Raw genomic sequence first — 16,442 nt, 5'->3', positions numbered from 1 at the left:
CGGACATTTGAAAGGGTTGGGCCTTTGATGATTTACCAGCTTAAGATCTCTTTAAAACGAACAAGTCCTCCTGTGTGGCGCAGAATTGAAGTAGATGAAAGCACAACTTTTCATTCACTCCATCATTTAATTCAAATTGCATTTGAATGGGAAGACTATCATTTTCACGAGTTTCAAGTTAGGGATCCGCAAGGGCCGAAAACAACCAGGTTTAACGAGAGCCGCATTGTGATTGGAGATTTGGACGTAGATATTGATTATACATTTTATGTCGATCAAGCTATAAGCGAAAAGCAGGCATTGTTAAATGAATGGCTGGTTCAGGAAAAAGACAAGTGCCTGTATGTATATGATTTCGGAAATTACTGGCAGCATGAAATTCTATTAGAAAAAATCAAGCCTGCCGAAGAGGGAGCTTCCTATCCTCGTTGCATAAAAGTAATGAGAGGGGCACCTTTAGAGGATAGCGGAGGCTCTTTAGACGAAGAAATCGAAATTAATGAAAACGAGGAATTGGAGCAAATTAATACGGCTTTTGCCTGGCATTCATTAGCGATAGGAGTAAAATTATAAAAATAAAAAGAGAAGTAACCGACTTCATTTTTGCGGTTACTTCTTTTTAAATATTCCTTAAAGCGCTATATTAAAAATCTCTAGTCGACGGATCTCCTATACCGCCATAAGCAGGGGGTATATCTTCGTAAAGACTTGCATCGACATCACGAATACTGCCATCTGCAAGGGCTTTCATAATTTCGTAAATTGGAGTTTTCACAGTTTCTTTTAGCATTCCGCTTTGTTTTTGTCCTAACGTTTGGGTTTGACCTTTCACTTCAATGAGTGTAGTGGCTGCGCCATTTAATTGAATGGCTCCAAGACCAGAACCTGGATAGTTCACTTGCGGATACTGCTGAATGGCGCCAAAGGAGGAATATCCTCGCTGTAAAGATTCGTATGCCACTACTGTCATTTGCTTACTTAGTTCCAGGACATCCTCATCGATTTCATACACTTTGCCTGTAAATGGATCTGTGTACGGAACAGTTGTGAATTGGCCAAGAACAGAGATGGAAACAGAACGGTCATCCTCTTCAGATAATTGATTGAAGCCACGATGATGCACGTCAATAACGGCATCAGGCTCAAACTCCTGCACAACACTTGTCACTGCCTTCGCTTCAGGTGAAACGAGGAATCCCGTATTCCAAATATTATTGGTTTCAGGGTTGTTTAGTATAGCTTCAACTTTAGCAGGATCTTCTTTCGTAATGTCAAAATTAAAGTTAGGGTGAAAATCACGGTTAAGGTCATAGCCTGGAATGCCGTAGTCAATCCGGCCATTATTTCCTTGGGCTCTTTCTGTACCCTCGTTATAGTACCAAGGTGCACTTGTGTCTGGAGCCAGCCCAAGTGCTTCTGGATTCCATTCCTGATGACTATACCGAACCGGATATTGTTCACCTTCATACTCCGTCATTGTTCCATCTGGGTTGACCCGGGGCATAATCCAAACCGAAACCTGATCAAGCAGCTCGTTGATTTCTTGCCCGCCAGAATTAAATTTCTGCATCAATTCAACCACAGCTTCTGTGCCTAAAGGTTCGTTACCGTGGATTTGCGTATAAATCAGTAATTTTTTCTTATTTGGGTCATTATCGCCGTATTTTGCTACATACAAGGGACTGCCTTCGTTGGAATAGCCGGCAATATCAAGCTCCATTTTCCCTTTGGACTGTTCTTGAAGCTGTTGCAGACGTTCGAATAATTCCTCATTTGTCATAAAACTTGAGAGTGACACATTTTGTTCAAGTTCTACATAAGGACCATTTGGAGTTGTCTGTGGCTGGGCTAGTACATTAACTGGTGTGAGCGCAAATGGTGCTGCAATGATGGAAGTAGCCAGCACTCCTGTCATTACTTTTTTAATGGTGTTATTAGGTTGCATTCCAATTCCTCCTCGTCAGCTTGGACCAAAATACTGTTTCGTTTCCAAAATACTACTAAAATTCACAATTATCAATAAATTGCGTGAAAAATAGTATAAATATACCAAACTATGTCTTTTGTCTATATATGTAATTCGCTAAAATATCTTATTTTTCTCCAAATTATTTAGTTTAAGTTTTTAAACAAACGTTTGTTTATAGAATGGGGGTTTATGGTCGAATCAAAGACTTTCCTTGTTCTTTCACAAAAACTTTTGTCAAAATTTGAATGTGAAAATTGTAATAGAAACTAGGAAAAATATACTTTATAAAAACTGGCAATTAAACTAAAGTAGTAGAAAAAGACTATCATTAAAGGTGGAAATATGATGGAGACCCGTTTGTATTTTGTAAGACATGCTCACTCTATTTACACTCCTGATGAATTAAAGAGGCCATTGTCTGACAGAGGATCAAAAGATGCAGTAAGAGTTACTGAGTTTTTAAAAAACGAGGGTATTAATCAGGTGGTCTCCAGCCCGTATCGAAGAGCTGTGCAAACGGTAGAAGGGATTGCTTGTTTGATAGGAAAAGAAATAGAAATCGCGGAGGATTTGCGCGAGCGAACCTTAAGCGGGGAACCGGTTGAAGATTTTCAGGCTGCCATTATTAGAGTATGGGAGAATGAGAATTATTCCTGGGAGGGTGGAGAATCTAATTTAGAGGCTCAACAGAGAGGTGTCAGTGCAACTTTTCATTTAATAGAAAAATACCGGGGGAAAAATATAGCCGTTGGAACGCATGGGAATATTATGGTTTTGATTATGAATTATTTTGATTCCAGGTATGATTTTCAGTTTTGGCAGAATCTCGAAATGCCCGATATTTATCAGTTAACTTTCATAGGAACGGAACTAGTCGAAGTAAGGAAGGTATGGGAAAGAAGCAATGCTTAAGTTTAGGTGAAAGCATTACTTCTTTTCTTTTATTCTGACGGGATGAAAGACTGTGCTTCGTTTTCAAGCTGGCGCATTCTTTCGATGATTCTCCGTTTCCGATACAGCATGGTTCCTGCTTCTGAAATGTCTTGCAGCATTGAGCGATTGTTAAACGCACCAAAAAGAATACCGGCAATCGGAATCATTTGAAAGAATTTCTTCCACCCGTATTGGTCGCGATAGGTATAAACCACTTCGCGCCATCCCTGAAGCTGGGAAAGCATCTCGTTAGACTGTGTTTCTCTGCTATAAAAATGTGAGAGTTGGTTCAAGATTGCCTTTTTCCCAACAATATCGGCCGAGGAAAACTGCAGACATTTGACGATAAAAACTCTTTCACTTTTATCATTGGGGTCATACCCATGAATGATAGCGATTTCCTGCAGAGTTTTAAGCGATAGGCCAAGCAGGGCGGGGATGTCAATCGCTAGCGTAAAAATTCCGCCGATACCAGTCGTAGCCCCTTGAACAGTTGCCAGCTTAATCCGGCTTTCCGACAATTCCTGACTCGCTTTTTCCATCACTTCTAACGGCAGGCTGGCAGCACCTGAAATACTGTGGACTTGGGTTCCTGTCTGTTTTTCAAGTGCACGTAAAACTAGCTTTTCAGAAGTTAAATATTGTCCTCCCGTTGAAATATAATTCCCAAGCTCATCTAGAAGAATCCCAATTTTCTTATGTATAAATTTTGGCGTAATCTTATCCAGCAGTTTAAACGGAAGCCGTCCAATCCGCTCCCAAAACCATAGCCCGCTCTGATCCTTCTCCCATTTTTCAATTTTCTTCAACTCATCCTGCAATATTTGCAACTGATCACTCGACAAGCGCCGTCACCACCTGAATATTCTTGTTTCACATAATTAATCTACGGCTTGCATGAATGTATTGTAGCATATTGGGAGGGGAAAGGCTTAATGGGGGCTGGTGATTGGTGGTGGGCTTTGAAAAAGGGGAGCTGAGTCCGAAATTGGGAGTGCTGAGTCTGGGATACGGAGTGCTGAGTCTGGGATACGGAGTGCAGAGGCTGGAAACGAGGGTGCTCGGTCCCAAATATGGGGTGTGAGTCCGGAAAAGAGAGTGCTCAGTTCGGATAAACCGATTTAAGTTCGTTTATATGAGGTCTTAGTTCTGTGAAACTGATTTAAGTTCGTTTAAATGTGGTCTTAGTTCTGTGAAACCAATTTAAGTTCGTTTAAACGGTCCTTGAGTTCGGAAAACCAGTTCTGAGTTCAGTAAAATGAAGTCTGAGTTTCGAAAAACTTTTCTGAGTTCGGTTAAATGGGTCTAAGTTCGGTCAAACGAAACTGTGTTTGATTAATTGGCTCTTCTTTTAACCAAAAGGGCAAATTTCGGAAAAAAGATCACACTCGGTACTATGAACAAAGCTTTGAAAAAATCATCCTTTTCTAAAGAAAATCCACAGTTAATCCTGGCTATAAAGACCAATCCGCGGTGTAACAGGCACTGCATGAATTCACCCTAGTCCTTATAACTATTTATTCTGAATATATTGACTTGTAAGCGATTGCCTAAGTATAATAGGTTTTAAGTTTGTTAGGTTAACTAACTAACTTTGTCCAACCCGGAACCAAAGTGTGTGGGAGGCTGGAAATGAGAGCTGTGGCAAATAATAAGGCGAGTCCGAAGCTGGTGAAGCAGATGAATCGTCAGATGATTTTAAGTGAATTAAAAAGCAATCCGCGGCAATCGCGTGCAGATCTTGCGAAGCAGACGAAGCTGAGCCGGCCATGTGTATCCGAATTAGTTAAGGAAATGATTGATGAGGGATTGATTATTGAAGTGGGTCCCGGTGCTTCAACAGGCGGGAAGCGGCCAATCTTGCTCGAGTATAATGTTAAATCCAATTTTGTGATTGGGGCAATGATTGCGAATAGCCGTCTTTCAGTCATTCTTGCGGATATGCAAGGGGAATGGATTGATCTCGTTCATCGCGATTTTACGATTCCGACGGATGGCTATTTTATCGTACAGCTAATTGAGCAAACGGTTCGAAAACTGTTAGCGGAACAGCATATCCCTCCAGAAGATGTTTTAGGGATGGCGATTGGGATTCCCGGAATTACCTCGAAAACCCAGCAAAAGATTGGTTTTTCGCCAGGGGTTGATTGGGATCAGGTCAATCTGGTTGCAGAGCTTTCTGACAGACTTTCAATCCAGGTGGTTGTTGATAATGATGTCAATATGATGACACTTGGTGAGTACCACCGCGGGTTTGGCGTAAATGTAACAAATCTTGTTTATATGTTTGTCGGTCATGGAGTTGGAAGCGGCATTATTTTAGATGGAAAATTTCACAAGGGCTCACATAGTGCTGCTGGTGAAATTGGTCTCATGCGCCTTGGCAATGATCAAAAGAAAAGTGCCAGCATGGGTGTTTTTGAGAGTAACTATGGTTTACTGGGGATTCAGGAAAAGCTCCAAGAAAGTGGTCTTTCCGCCCAGCAAAATCAGTCTCTCCTTGATTATTTGCAGCAGGCAGAAGCCAGTAATAAAACAGCGAGGTCGATTTTGCATGAAGTCATTGACCATTGGGCAGCAGCTGTGATCAATCTTTCTAGTATTCTTGATCCGCAAATGATTATATTATCTGGTGAGATGGCGATGTTAAATGAAAAGTCATTCAAGCAGTTTACCAGAATTATAGAAAGCTATTTGCCGGAAACTCCGGAAATCAGAGTAACCACTCTCGGTTCTAAAGCAGGCTTACACGGAGCGGTTCATTTAGCATTAGAAAGCTTCTCGCAAGCCGGGCTTATGAATAAAAATGGTTTACATATGTGAAGGGGGTAAAAACATTGAAGTTGAAAAAATGGCTTATTTTAGTTGTAGCTGCTGTGATGATGTTTTTAACAGCATGCAGCTCGGAAAGCAGTAACGGAAATGGCAGTGGAAATGGAGATGGTGAAGCTTCAGAAGGCGGATCTGGAAAACTGGTTATCTATACGGCACGTGATCAGACAATTGTAGATAAGGTCGTAGATATGTTTAATGAAAAGTATCCAGGTGTCCAAGTGGAAGTGTTAACGATGGGAGCACAGCAGATTTTGGAGCGGGTTCGAGCTGAAAAAGCAAACCCACAAGCTGATTTTTGGTGGGGCGGAACTCAAGCTGCACTAATGACAGCAGCAAACGAGGACTTGCTCGAATCATTCACACCTAGCTTTGATGAGTTTATTAAACCTGAACATAAAGACCCTGAAAACCGCTGGTATGGGGAAATGCTGCTTCCTGAGGTTATTATGATTAACAGTGATGTATTAACGAAAGAAACAGCACCACAGGATTGGGATGATTTGCTTGATCCAAAATGGAAGGATGAAATTATTATCCGCGGGGTAATGGCCTCTGGAACCATGAGAACGATTTATTCTGCTATGATTTACCGTCAAGGAGCGGATGATCCTGAAAAAGGATATGATTGGCTCCGTCAGTTAGATGCCAACACGAAGGAATATGCACAGGACCCAACGAACCTTTACTTAAAATTAGCACGTCAGGAAGGAACCATTTCATTATGGAATCTTCAAGATATTTTACTGCAAAAATATGAGCACAATCAGCCATTTGATTACGTCTATCCGGAAAGCGGTGCGCCTATCCTTGTCGATGGGGTTGGTCTAGTCAAAGGTGCGAAAAACATGGAAAATGCAAAGCTATTCTATGAATTTATTTTTGACCCTGAAGTAAGAACCGTATTAGCTAAGGATCTATATCAAATTCCAACTCGTACCGATATTCCTGCAGATCAAATGCCAGATTGGTATAAAGAGCTAGATCTGAAAGAATTAGATATTGATTGGCAAGTAATGGCTGATAACGAAGCAGAATGGATGCAATATTGGGACGAAAACATTAGAGATCAAAACTAAAAAGCTAAAATCAACAGGGTGAAGGATCCTTCACCCTGTTATACATAAGAGAGGTGTCAGCATTGAAAGGTGTCAAGCTTGAACAAGTAACAAAGACTTTTGGGACCGTCAAAGGTGTTGAAAATGTCGATATCCATGTAAAGCCCGGGGAGTTTTTTACGTTTCTTGGTCCCAGCGGCTGCGGGAAAACCACAACACTCCGAATGATCGCCGGTTTTTATTTTCCTTCAAGCGGAAAAATTTATTTCGATAATCAGGATGTGACTACTCTAAAACCAGATAAGCGCAATATCGGAATGGTTTTTCAAAACTATGCACTTTTTCCCCATATGACCGTTTTTGAAAATATTGCGTTTGGGCTTCAGGTGAGGAAGCTTTCTAAAAGTGTAATCCAAGAAAAGGTGGAGCGGGCGCAAAGGCTCGTTCATCTGGATGGATACGGGCATCGGAAAATTACCGAGCTCTCTGGCGGACAGCAGCAGCGGGTTGCGCTCGCGCGTGCCCTCGTGATTGAGCCGGATATTCTGCTTCTCGATGAGCCTCTTTCCAATCTTGACGCCAAGCTTCGCGAGGAGACGAGACTTGAAATCAAAAGGCTGCAAGTCGAGCTGGGTGTTACCACCATCTACGTAACCCACGACCAAACTGAAGCGATGGCCATGTCTGACCGGATTATGGTTATGAATAAGGGTGAGGTTCAGCAAATCGGGACGCCTCAAGAAATCTACAATAAGCCGGTCAACCACTTTGTTGCATCCTTTATTGGAGAATCTAATTTAATAGATAGCGAGATTGTGGAAGTCAATGGAAATAGGGTGACGGTAAAAATCGGCAACGGAACGCTGTTAGTAGGGGATAGAAACAATGCGGCCCCTAACACAGCTTTTAAAAAGGGCAGTCAGGTTAAACTCTCGATCCGTCCAGAAGTAATTGTCCAAGGTGACGGTGCGAATTCTGTCACAGGGGAAGTTCAGCTTGTTGAATTTACGGGCGTAAGCATTAACTATATCGTAAAAGTCGCGAATGAGATGATAAAGGTGATGATCATCAATAAAGGGGAAAAAATTTTAGAGCGCGGCGATTCCATTACACTTCAAGTTCCGGAACATGGAATCTATTTTATAGGCGAATGAAGGTGAGAGCATGAGTGTAGAGCAAACAGAAATACAGGCTAGAAGCAAATGGAGCCGCCTGACTCAGTCGAAGTATTTTGTCTACGTTTTAATTTCACCGCTGTTTTTAGTGTTATTGGCGTATGTAATCTATCCGTTTTACCAAACCTTTGTGCAAAGTCTGAATGGGGCAGAAGGGGGCTTGAGCGGAGGAAATTATCAGCGCTTTTTCAGTTTAGAAAGTACCGCAAACATAGAGGCGCTTTGGACAAGTGTGTATATCTCCATTATTAGTGTCATTACTTGCGCGATTGTTGGAGTCGGGATGGCGTTTTTAATGGAACGCTACAATTTCCCAGGCCGAAAAATTCTATCGGTGTTGGTGCTGGTTCCAATGGCGCTTCCGCCGCTGATTGGTGCCTTGTCCTTTACGTTCTTATATGGTGAAAGCGGGATTATTCCGCGATTCTTCCAGGCGCTTTTACATACAGAGGACGTTCCTTTTTCACTAAACGGCATCGGCGGGGTTATTGTCGTTCACACATTTACGATGTATACGTATTTTTATCTGACGGCATCAGCGGCCATCAAAGAGCTCGACCCGTCGCTAGAGGAGGCTGCCACAAGCTTAGGGGCTGGGCGAATCCGGATCTGGAGAAAGGTCATCTTACCGATGCTCACTCCTGCGATGGTGGCTGCATCTTTGCTTGTTTTTATGATCTCAATGGCTTCCTACACAGCTCCATTGATGTTCGGAGTTGAGAGAACCATGACAATGCAAATCTATCTCTCCCGTACCAATGGAAACCTTGATATGGCAGCGACGCAGTCAACGATTTTATCGATTGTGTCTATTTCCTTCTTGATTATTATGAAATGGTATCAGGGCCGGCGGAATTATCAAAACCAAAGTAAAGGAATTGGGGTTCACCGGACTGAGGTCCGCTCTAAGGCAATGAAATATATTTCCATGGTTTTATCCACGATTGGCGTCATTATTTTACTTTTGCCGATTCTCGTTATTGTGCTGATTTCGTTTTCAGTGGACGGGGAGTGGACGGTGCAAATCATTCCGACTGCATATACACTTGACCATTATATTGCCTTATTTACTGATGAACGGACGTGGAGGCCAATTTGGAATAGTATTCAGATGAGCTTTGTTGCAACCATTGGGAATGTCATCTTTGGGGTAGCTGCTGCATATGCGATGGTGCGTTTGCCGTTTAAAGGGAAAACACTGTTAGATGTACTGATTATGGTGCCGTGGGCGCTTCCCGGAACGGTAGTAGCGGTAAACCTGATTGCCGCCTTTAGTGAACCAACTGTTTTTAGTTTTAATCAGGTTCTAATCGGAACCTTCTGGATTTTGCCATTGGCTTATTTTGTCCGGCACCTGCCGCTCGTTTTCCGCTCGACTTCTGCGAGCCTGATGCAAATGGATCAGTCGATTGAAGAGGCGGCCCGAAGTTTGGGTGCAAGCTGGTGGTATACGTTTAGACGCGTTATTCTTCCTGTAACCGCGACAGGTATTTTGGCGGGAACGCTGCTTGCGTTTGTACAGGGGATTGGTGAATTTGTTGCTTCGATCTTAATCTATGGCGTTTCGACGATGCCTTTATCCGTTGCGATATTTCAAAAACTATACTCCTTTGACTTTGGGACAGCTTGTGCCTATGGCGTTCTGCAGATTGCCTTAATTATTATTGTGCTGTTTATTTCGGAAAAAATCTCTGGCGGAAAAGCAGGAGCCGCTATGTAGGCAAGGTGCCAGAACCATAGTTACAGAATGGAGAGATGCAGATGAAAGCGAGTGAAATTCACGGGAGAGATTCGGAAAAAATCCGGAACGCCAAGTTTGCTGTGCTCCCGCTAGGCAGCTTTGAATATCACGGCCCTCATTCACCCTATGGAACCGATTGTGTTTTAGCCGATGGTTTTGCGGGACGGATTGATCCCTCGCTCGGGGGGCTCGTATATCCGACGGTTCCATATACGGCCTGTCCGGGAAAAACAACAAAGTATCCAGGTACGATTACCATCCGGCCAGCGGTTATACAGGAGTATCTGACCGATATAATCGAGGGGATCATCCGGAGCGGAATCTCTTACATTATCTTGCTGAATGCCCACGACGGGAATATGGGTGTCTCGCGAACGGTAGCAGAGTACGTAACCACAAAATATGAACATGCCAGATTTCTATTAATCAATTGGTGGCAAATGGTGGAGATTAATAAAGCAGAAGAATTGGGTCTAGTAGACACAAAGGGCAGGGGACATGGGGGACCTTACGAAATGTCTGCTACTAAGGCATTTCGCCCCGACCTCGTTCATGTTGAAGAGGCTGACCAGGAATTTAAAGAAACGACACCGCTTTCCAAGCTTCCGTATATTGTAGTAGAAGGAAGTCCTAAAGCATGGGACGGCTATACAGGGATGATCCAGCAAACGTCTTTGGAGCTTGGCAATAAAATTGTAGAGGAAGCCACTCGAAATATGAATGAACTGATAAAAAACTGGCTACATGCAGATGAGTGAATCGAAAGGAAGGACAGGTATGGCACCACTCAGGGAACGACTTTTGGAAAAAGAGGGAACTCAATTTCCTTCCAAAACTTATACGGAAATGGTTTTAAAACCAGCATTTGATGAAGCGAAAGGGCATTTTGTAGAGTCGATGATTCAAATTCATTTCGCTCATTTGATTATGCTGGTGGACGTTGGACTTGTTTCAAAGGCGGATGCCCGTAAAATTATAGCCGCTATTCGGAATTTAAAGGTCAAGGATATTAAAGAAAGTGAATATGAAGCTAAATTTGAAGATCTGTTTTTTAAAATTGAACAGCTTCTGATTGAGGACGCGGGAGATATTGCCGGGAATCTCCATATTGCGAGAAGCCGAAATGATATGGGGATTGCGCTTTACCGGATGACCTTGCGTGAGAAAATTTTGGGGCTGATTGAGTCCAGCCTGCTTTTACGCGAGGCATTAATCGAAATGACCCAAGAGCATATTGATACAGTGATGATCGGCTATACCCACACGCAACAGGCGCAGCCTACTACACTCGCGCACTATTTTAATGCAATGACTGACATGCTGACTCGTGATATTGAGAGATTAAAGGCAGCTTATAAAACGGTAAACAGAAGCAGTATGGGCTCTGCTGCATTGACGACTTCAGGCTTTGCGGTGAATCGTCAGCGTGTAAAGGAATTACTGGGTTTTGAAGAATTAATTGATAATGCCTGGGATGCTGTATCGGGGGCTGATTATATAGCTGAGACTGCTACAGCTGTACAATTGTCAGCCATTAACTTAGGCCGGTCGATTCAGGATTTTCTATTATGGGGAACGCAGGAATTTGGGGCATTACTGCTGGCAGCTCCTTATGTGCAAATCAGTTCAATCATGCCGCAAAAGAGGAATCCGGTTTCGATTGAGCATATGCGGGCATTGTTATCAAGTGTAACAGGAGATGCTCAGACGGTCCTTTTAATGCTGCATAATACACCGTTTGGCGATATTGTCGATACTGAGGATGATATGCAGCCTTATATGTGGCGCGCGCTCGAGAAATTAGGCGGAATCTACCGCTTGCTGGCCAGTGTCCTGATAACGATGGAAGTTGATAAGAAAAAACTGTTGGAGAGGGCACAACAAAGCTTTGCGAATGTAACAGAACTAGCCGATACAATCGTCCGGACTGACCATTTATCGTTTCGGCAGGCACATCATGTGGTAAGTGCTACGGTTAGGGAGCTAATGGATAGCAAGCAGACAGATCTATCTGCGCTTACGCTTGCGATTTTAAATAGGCATGCAGAAAAAATTATCGGCCGTAAATTGAGTCTTACAGAGGAACAATTAAAAGAGGCACTAGATCCGGCTCACTTTGTCAAGATTCGAACGCTTGAGGGCGGACCAAGTCCCGAGCGTATGAAACAAACTATAGAAAAGAGACTTGAGGATCAAGAACATTTAGAAGCATGGCTCCGGGAAAAAAGAGACCATTTAGAAAAGGCCAACCAAGAGGTGATTACAATCTTGAAGAAGTGGATGGAAGACCATGAGTAAAAGAAGGTACCCGTTGCTTGCTGTAGATGGCGGCGGCACGAAAACAATCGCTGTCGTGACCAATGAGAAGGGTGAAATTCTGGGTACCGGCCGTGCCGGGGCGACTAATTATCAGGTGGTAGGCGAAAAGCAGTCAAAGTGTGCACTCCAGGCGGCAATACAGGCAGCAGTGGATGAGGTACTTGCAGGACTTGCGGTATGCGGGACTGCTGATGAAACCGTTGAGAAGGCTGCTGAGGATGTTCACGTTAAGAATGTAAGGGATGAGGATGTTGAATTTGACCGTGCTGTCTTTGCATTAGCTGGAATTGATACAAAACGAGACGAGGCGATTGTGTCCAACATCGTGGAGGCTGCTTTAGCTGGATTGAAGGTAGAGGTTGATAAGGTTATTGTTGAAAATGACTGTTTGTCTGCACTGCTTGGTGCAACTGGAAAATCGCCAGGTGTGCTTTTGATCTCCGGCACTGGCTCGATAGTGTTTGCTCATGACGGAAAAGGGAACTTTATTCGCGCTGGCGGGTGGGGCCACCGTGTCGGCGATGAGGGAAGCGGCTATTGGATAGGCAAGGAAGCGATACGATCCGTATTAAAAATGTATGACGGCCGCGAAAAAACGAAGTCCATTTTAGCTCGGATGATCTTGGAACACTTTGGATTTGGGCACATCGAAGACCTTTACAACTGGGTCTACGGTGAGAATTATTCGGTCGATGATGTTAGTGCCCTCTCGATGGTTGTGGAGAAAGCAGCAGAGCTGGGAGATGAGGCCGGCTGCGCGATTTTAGACAGAGCAGTAAGTGAACTCGAACAGCTCCTGTATGCAGTATTAGGAGGAAATGATGCCTTTCATAGCCGATCCTTTTCTCTCGTCCTGCAAGGAGGCGTCCTCCAGCACAATCACTATATCCGCCAAAAAATCCTAAATAGTCTTAAAAAGACCCATCCGAATCTCCAGCTTATCACGACCCACCCAACCCCCATCCACAACATCATCCAGCGGGGGCTTGGGTAACCCAACCGGAGTTCTGGTAGTTCTGAGCGTGCTTGGAACGACACAGAAAAGCTTGTTTTACAAGTAAATTTTATTCAAACGTTTGTTTAACCCCTTGAAAGCTTCGTCTTTCAGGGGTTTTGTAATTTATCCGCCAATAAAGCATTAATCAAACAGAGGGTCTCATTGTGTGAAACAATGTAACCCCGTACTGACAAGGCTAACTCTACCAGTTATCGTTCAGGGGTCGTGCTAATCTGGCTTAGGGGGGAGCAGGTGACGATCGCTAAGACGTTAACTCGGTAAACCCAAGTTTTTCGAACACTGTCAACATAACTTGCCATGATTCGTAATATATTATATGAAAGTAGTAAATCTCCCTATTTTAATAAAAGGAAAGCACTTTGTTCACAAAGAAATTGGACAACCTGCTCACGGGGACTAATGTTGATATTTAAACATTCGTTTAAATTATGATACATTTCGATGTCAAAATCGATTTTTATATTATTTTAAAATTTAAATTATTGTATGATAGAAATATATAATGAGCAGGGAGTGATCGGATTGTCTTGGGAAAAAGAGTATGAAAAATGGATCCAATTTAAAAATTTAGATGAGACCTTAAAAAAGGCCTTAACTGCAATGACTGACAAGGAAAAAGAAGATAGCTTCTATAAACATTTAGAATTTGGGACAGGCGGTATGCGCGGCGAACTCGGGCCTGGAACTAATCGGATGAACATATATACGGTAAGGCGTGCTGCGGAAGGTCTCGCCAAATATATCGTGGAACAAGGAGAAGATGCGAAGCAGCGCGGTGTTGCGATTGCCTTTGATTCACGCCGCCAATCTCCTGAATTTGCCCTGGAAGTTGCGAAAACGATGGGTAAGCATGGCATAAAATCCTATGTATTTAAAGACTTGAGGCCAACTCCTGAGCTGTCGTTTGCTGTACGCTATTATGGCGCTTTTGCCGGTGCTGTCATAACCGCGAGTCATAACCCTCCAGAATATAACGGATTTAAGGTCTACGGGGAGGATGGAGGCCAGCTTCCCCCTGAAGCAGCTGATACAATTATTCATTACATTAACAAGGTAGAAAACGAGCTGACTGTTGATGTGGCGGATGAAAAAGACCTGCTTGAACAAGGTATTCTCCATTATATTGGGGCAGAAGTCGATCAGGCCTATCTGGAAAAACTAAAAACCATTCAATTAAATCGTGAATTGGTCAGCCGCATTAGTAAAGACCTGAAAATTGTATTCACACCTCTTCATGGTACGGCGAATCATCCTGTCCGTGATGGGTTAAAGGCGTTTGGATTTGAAAATGTAACGGTTGTGAAAGAACAGGAAGAGCCAGATCCAAATTTTTCAACTGTAAAATCACCAAACCCAGAGGAGCCTGCAGCATTTGAAATTGCGATTCGCTACGGAAATGAAACAGGAGCCGACCTCTTGCTTGGGACCGACCCTGATGCCGACCGGCTTGGAGTTGCCGTGAGAAACGAAGGCGGAGAATATGTAGTCTTAACAGGAAATCAAACGGGTGCCTTAATGCTCTATTATCTTTTGTCACAAAAACAAGAGAAAGGAATTCTCCCTGCTAACGGAGTTGTATTAAAAACCATTGTTACCTCTGAACTTGGGCGTGCGATTGCCGAGAGTTTTGGATTAAAAACGATTGATGTGTTAACTGGCTTCAAATTTATCGGTGAAAAAATTAAGGAGTATCAAACAACTGGAGAGTATAGCTTCCAATTTGGGTATGAAGAAAGCTATGGCTATTTAATCGGAGATTTTGTTCGTGATAAAGACGCGGTCCAATCAGCCCTGTTTGTTGCAGAAGTGGCTGCTTTTTATAAATCACAAGGAAAAACACTATATGACGGACTGTTAGAAATCTATCAAAGATACGGCTATTACCGTGAAGGCTTAAAATCTTTAACGTTAAAAGGAAAAGATGGCGCGGAACAGATTCAAGGTATTCTCGAAAGCTTCCGCCAAGACCCTCCGACGTCTATCAACGGGGTTTCAATTGTAACCGTTGAAGACTATGATTCTAGTGAGCGGGTTCACCTTAAAACAGGGGAAAAGGAAAAAATCTATCTGCCAAGCTCGAACGTCTTGAAATACTACTTGGAGGATGGATCATGGTTCTGTGTCCGTCCATCCGGTACTGAGCCAAAATGTAAGTTTTACTTTGCTGTAAAAGGATCGTCACTAGCGGAAAGTGAAGACAGATTAAATCAGCTGCAAGACGCCGTAATGGACAAGGTTCAGGCACTTGTCAAAGCCTAATTAAGAAGCGGGGCACTAAAAGTGCTCTGTTTCTGCCATAAATGAAATTCTGGAACTTTAGAACAAGCCCGAGTATAATTTTACATGGTAATGGGTTAATACATAATGACAGATAGAAAGGAGTCGATCAATCGATGAGTAAAGTATTAGTTTTTGGACATAAAAATCCTGATACAGATACGATTTGCTCTGCCATCGCGTATGCAGAATTGAAAAATAAATTAGGGGTAAATGCGGAACCAGTCCGGCTTGGGACCATTAATGGCGAAACACAATTTGCCTTAGATTCCTTTGGTGTTGAGGTTCCCCGTTTAGTTGAAACAGTGGCTAACGAAGTGAATGAGGTCATTTTGGTCGACCACAATGAGCGCCAGCAAAGTGTAAGTGACATTGATCAAGTCCGCGTGCTTGAGGTTATTGACCACCATAGAATTGCAAACTTCGAAACCAGTGATCCATTGTACTATCGTGCAGAACCAGTTGGCTGTACCGCCACTATCTTGCTGAAGTTATATAAAGAAAAAGGAGTAGAAATCCGTAAGGAAATCGCCGGATTAATGTTATCTGCGATTATTTCTGACTCTTTATTATTTAAATCTCCTACTTGTACAGATGAAGACATCGCAGCTGCAAAAGAATTAGCAGCTATTGCAGGAGTGGACGCTGAGAGCTATGGACTCAACATGCTTAAAGCCGGAGCAGACTTAAGTGAAAAAACGATTAAGGAACTTATCTCTCTTGATGCAAAAGAATTCCAAATGGGCAGCGCAAAAGTCGAAATTGCCCAAGTCAATGCAGTCGATGTCAATGATGTTCTTTCTCGCCAAGCCGAAGTTGAAAGCGAACTCAACAAAGTAATTGCTGAGAAGAACCTAGATCTCTTCTTCTTTGTTGTGACTGACATTCTAAACAACGATTCTGTCGGAATTGCGTTGGGTGACAAAGCAAGTGCCGTCGAACAGGCCTTTGGTGTAAAATTGGATGACAATAAAGCCATTCTCAAAGGCGTAGTTTCCCGCAAAAAACAAATCGTCCCTGTATTAACAGATGTTTTGTCAAAATAAAGGTGTGAAAAAGAAACAACTCTCCGTATAGAGCGGGGGTTGTTTTTTGTTTAGGATATGGGTCGAAATCTGGT

Annotated in this window: 13 protein-coding genes; 11 read left to right on the top strand and 2 right to left on the bottom strand. The window is 43.0% G+C overall.

The window, feature by feature from the left end:
* The first annotated feature begins 27 nt into the window (after positions 1-27).
* Positions 28-573, top strand: a complete 546-nt coding sequence (locus tag MLE14_RS05585) for a plasmid pRiA4b ORF-3 family protein (RefSeq protein WP_243297361.1) — start codon at positions 28-30, stop codon at positions 571-573.
* Between the two features lie 70 nt (positions 574-643).
* On the opposite strand, the gene MLE14_RS05580 is transcribed toward MLE14_RS05585, so the two are convergent.
* The gene (locus MLE14_RS05580; protein ID WP_243297360.1) at positions 644-1,945 is read right to left on the bottom strand and encodes a M14 family zinc carboxypeptidase; all 1,302 of its coding nucleotides are present in this window, start codon (positions 1,943-1,945) and stop codon (positions 644-646) included.
* 369 nt (positions 1,946-2,314) lie between these two features.
* Between MLE14_RS05580 and MLE14_RS05575 the strand changes: the two genes are divergently transcribed.
* Positions 2,315-2,881: a histidine phosphatase family protein gene (locus MLE14_RS05575; protein ID WP_243297359.1), complete on the top strand. Its 567-nt coding sequence runs from the start codon at positions 2,315-2,317 to the stop codon at positions 2,879-2,881.
* 29 nt (positions 2,882-2,910) lie between these two features.
* Here MLE14_RS05575 and MLE14_RS05570 read toward each other — a convergent pair whose 3' ends face one another.
* Positions 2,911-3,747 (bottom strand): EcsC family protein, encoded by an 837-nt coding sequence (locus MLE14_RS05570; protein ID WP_243297358.1) that lies wholly within the window; start codon positions 3,745-3,747, stop codon positions 2,911-2,913.
* Positions 3,748-4,534: 787 nt separating this feature from the next.
* On the opposite strand from MLE14_RS05570, the gene MLE14_RS05565 reads away from it, so the two are divergent.
* The 9 genes from MLE14_RS05565 to MLE14_RS05525 all read left to right on the top strand — a co-directional run bounded on the left by MLE14_RS05565 (position 4,535) and on the right by MLE14_RS05525 (position 16,368).
* Complete coding sequence (locus MLE14_RS05565; RefSeq protein ID WP_243297357.1) at positions 4,535-5,725, top strand: ROK family transcriptional regulator; 1,191 nt, start codon at positions 4,535-4,537, stop codon at positions 5,723-5,725.
* A 20-nt stretch (positions 5,726-5,745) separates the two neighbouring features.
* Complete coding sequence (locus tag MLE14_RS05560; RefSeq protein WP_390628293.1) at positions 5,746-6,813, top strand: extracellular solute-binding protein; 1,068 nt, start codon at positions 5,746-5,748, stop codon at positions 6,811-6,813.
* A 62-nt stretch (positions 6,814-6,875) separates the two neighbouring features.
* Positions 6,876-7,946: an ABC transporter ATP-binding protein gene (locus MLE14_RS05555; RefSeq protein WP_243297356.1), complete on the top strand. Its 1,071-nt coding sequence runs from the start codon at positions 6,876-6,878 to the stop codon at positions 7,944-7,946.
* 10 nt (positions 7,947-7,956) lie between these two features.
* Positions 7,957-9,687, top strand: coding sequence for an ABC transporter permease (locus MLE14_RS05550; RefSeq protein WP_243297355.1), 1,731 nt, complete (start codon positions 7,957-7,959; stop codon positions 9,685-9,687).
* 41 nt (positions 9,688-9,728) lie between these two features.
* On the top strand, positions 9,729-10,466 hold the full coding sequence (locus MLE14_RS05545) for a creatininase family protein (RefSeq protein ID WP_243297354.1): 738 nt from the start codon (positions 9,729-9,731) through the stop codon (positions 10,464-10,466).
* Positions 10,467-10,485: 19 nt separating this feature from the next.
* Complete coding sequence (gene argH, locus MLE14_RS05540) at positions 10,486-12,006, top strand: argininosuccinate lyase (RefSeq protein WP_243297353.1); 1,521 nt, start codon at positions 10,486-10,488, stop codon at positions 12,004-12,006.
* The gene (locus MLE14_RS05535; RefSeq protein ID WP_243297352.1) at positions 11,999-13,021 is read left to right on the top strand and encodes an N-acetylglucosamine kinase; all 1,023 of its coding nucleotides are present in this window, start codon (positions 11,999-12,001) and stop codon (positions 13,019-13,021) included. The genes argH and MLE14_RS05535 overlap by 8 nt, the downstream gene beginning before the upstream one ends.
* Positions 13,022-13,567: 546 nt before the next feature.
* The gene (locus MLE14_RS05530) at positions 13,568-15,304 is read left to right on the top strand and encodes a phospho-sugar mutase (RefSeq protein WP_243297351.1); all 1,737 of its coding nucleotides are present in this window, start codon (positions 13,568-13,570) and stop codon (positions 15,302-15,304) included.
* A gap of 134 nt (positions 15,305-15,438) precedes the next feature.
* A complete protein-coding gene (locus MLE14_RS05525; protein WP_243297350.1) occupies positions 15,439-16,368 on the top strand; it encodes a manganese-dependent inorganic pyrophosphatase in 930 nt (309 codons plus the stop codon).
* Positions 16,369-16,442 lie beyond the last annotated feature (74 nt).

The sequence above is a fragment of the Bacillus litorisediminis genome, from assembly GCF_022808645.1.
Lineage (GTDB): Bacteria > Bacillota > Bacilli > Bacillales > JC228 > Bacillus_BF > Bacillus_BF litorisediminis.
This window is presented reverse-complemented; position numbering and strand designations above follow the sequence as displayed.

What these genes read in the sequence shown, in the direction of transcription:
- MLE14_RS05580 (WP_243297360.1), bottom strand. Translation starts at nt 1,945, where the DNA reads ATGCAACCTAATAACACCATTAAAAAAGTAATGACAGGAGTGCTGGCT.
- MLE14_RS05585 (WP_243297361.1), top strand. Translation starts at nt 28, where the DNA reads ATGATTTACCAGCTTAAGATCTCTTTAAAACGAACAAGTCCTCCTGTG.
- MLE14_RS05525 (WP_243297350.1), top strand. Translation starts at nt 15,439, where the DNA reads ATGAGTAAAGTATTAGTTTTTGGACATAAAAATCCTGATACAGATACG.
- MLE14_RS05550 (WP_243297355.1), top strand. Translation starts at nt 7,957, where the DNA reads ATGAGTGTAGAGCAAACAGAAATACAGGCTAGAAGCAAATGGAGCCGC.
- argH (WP_243297353.1), top strand. Translation starts at nt 10,486, where the DNA reads ATGGCACCACTCAGGGAACGACTTTTGGAAAAAGAGGGAACTCAATTT.
- MLE14_RS05535 (WP_243297352.1), top strand. Translation starts at nt 11,999, where the DNA reads ATGAGTAAAAGAAGGTACCCGTTGCTTGCTGTAGATGGCGGCGGCACG.
- MLE14_RS05575 (WP_243297359.1), top strand. Translation starts at nt 2,315, where the DNA reads ATGGAGACCCGTTTGTATTTTGTAAGACATGCTCACTCTATTTACACT.
- MLE14_RS05545 (WP_243297354.1), top strand. Translation starts at nt 9,729, where the DNA reads ATGAAAGCGAGTGAAATTCACGGGAGAGATTCGGAAAAAATCCGGAAC.
- MLE14_RS05565 (WP_243297357.1), top strand. Translation starts at nt 4,535, where the DNA reads ATGAGAGCTGTGGCAAATAATAAGGCGAGTCCGAAGCTGGTGAAGCAG.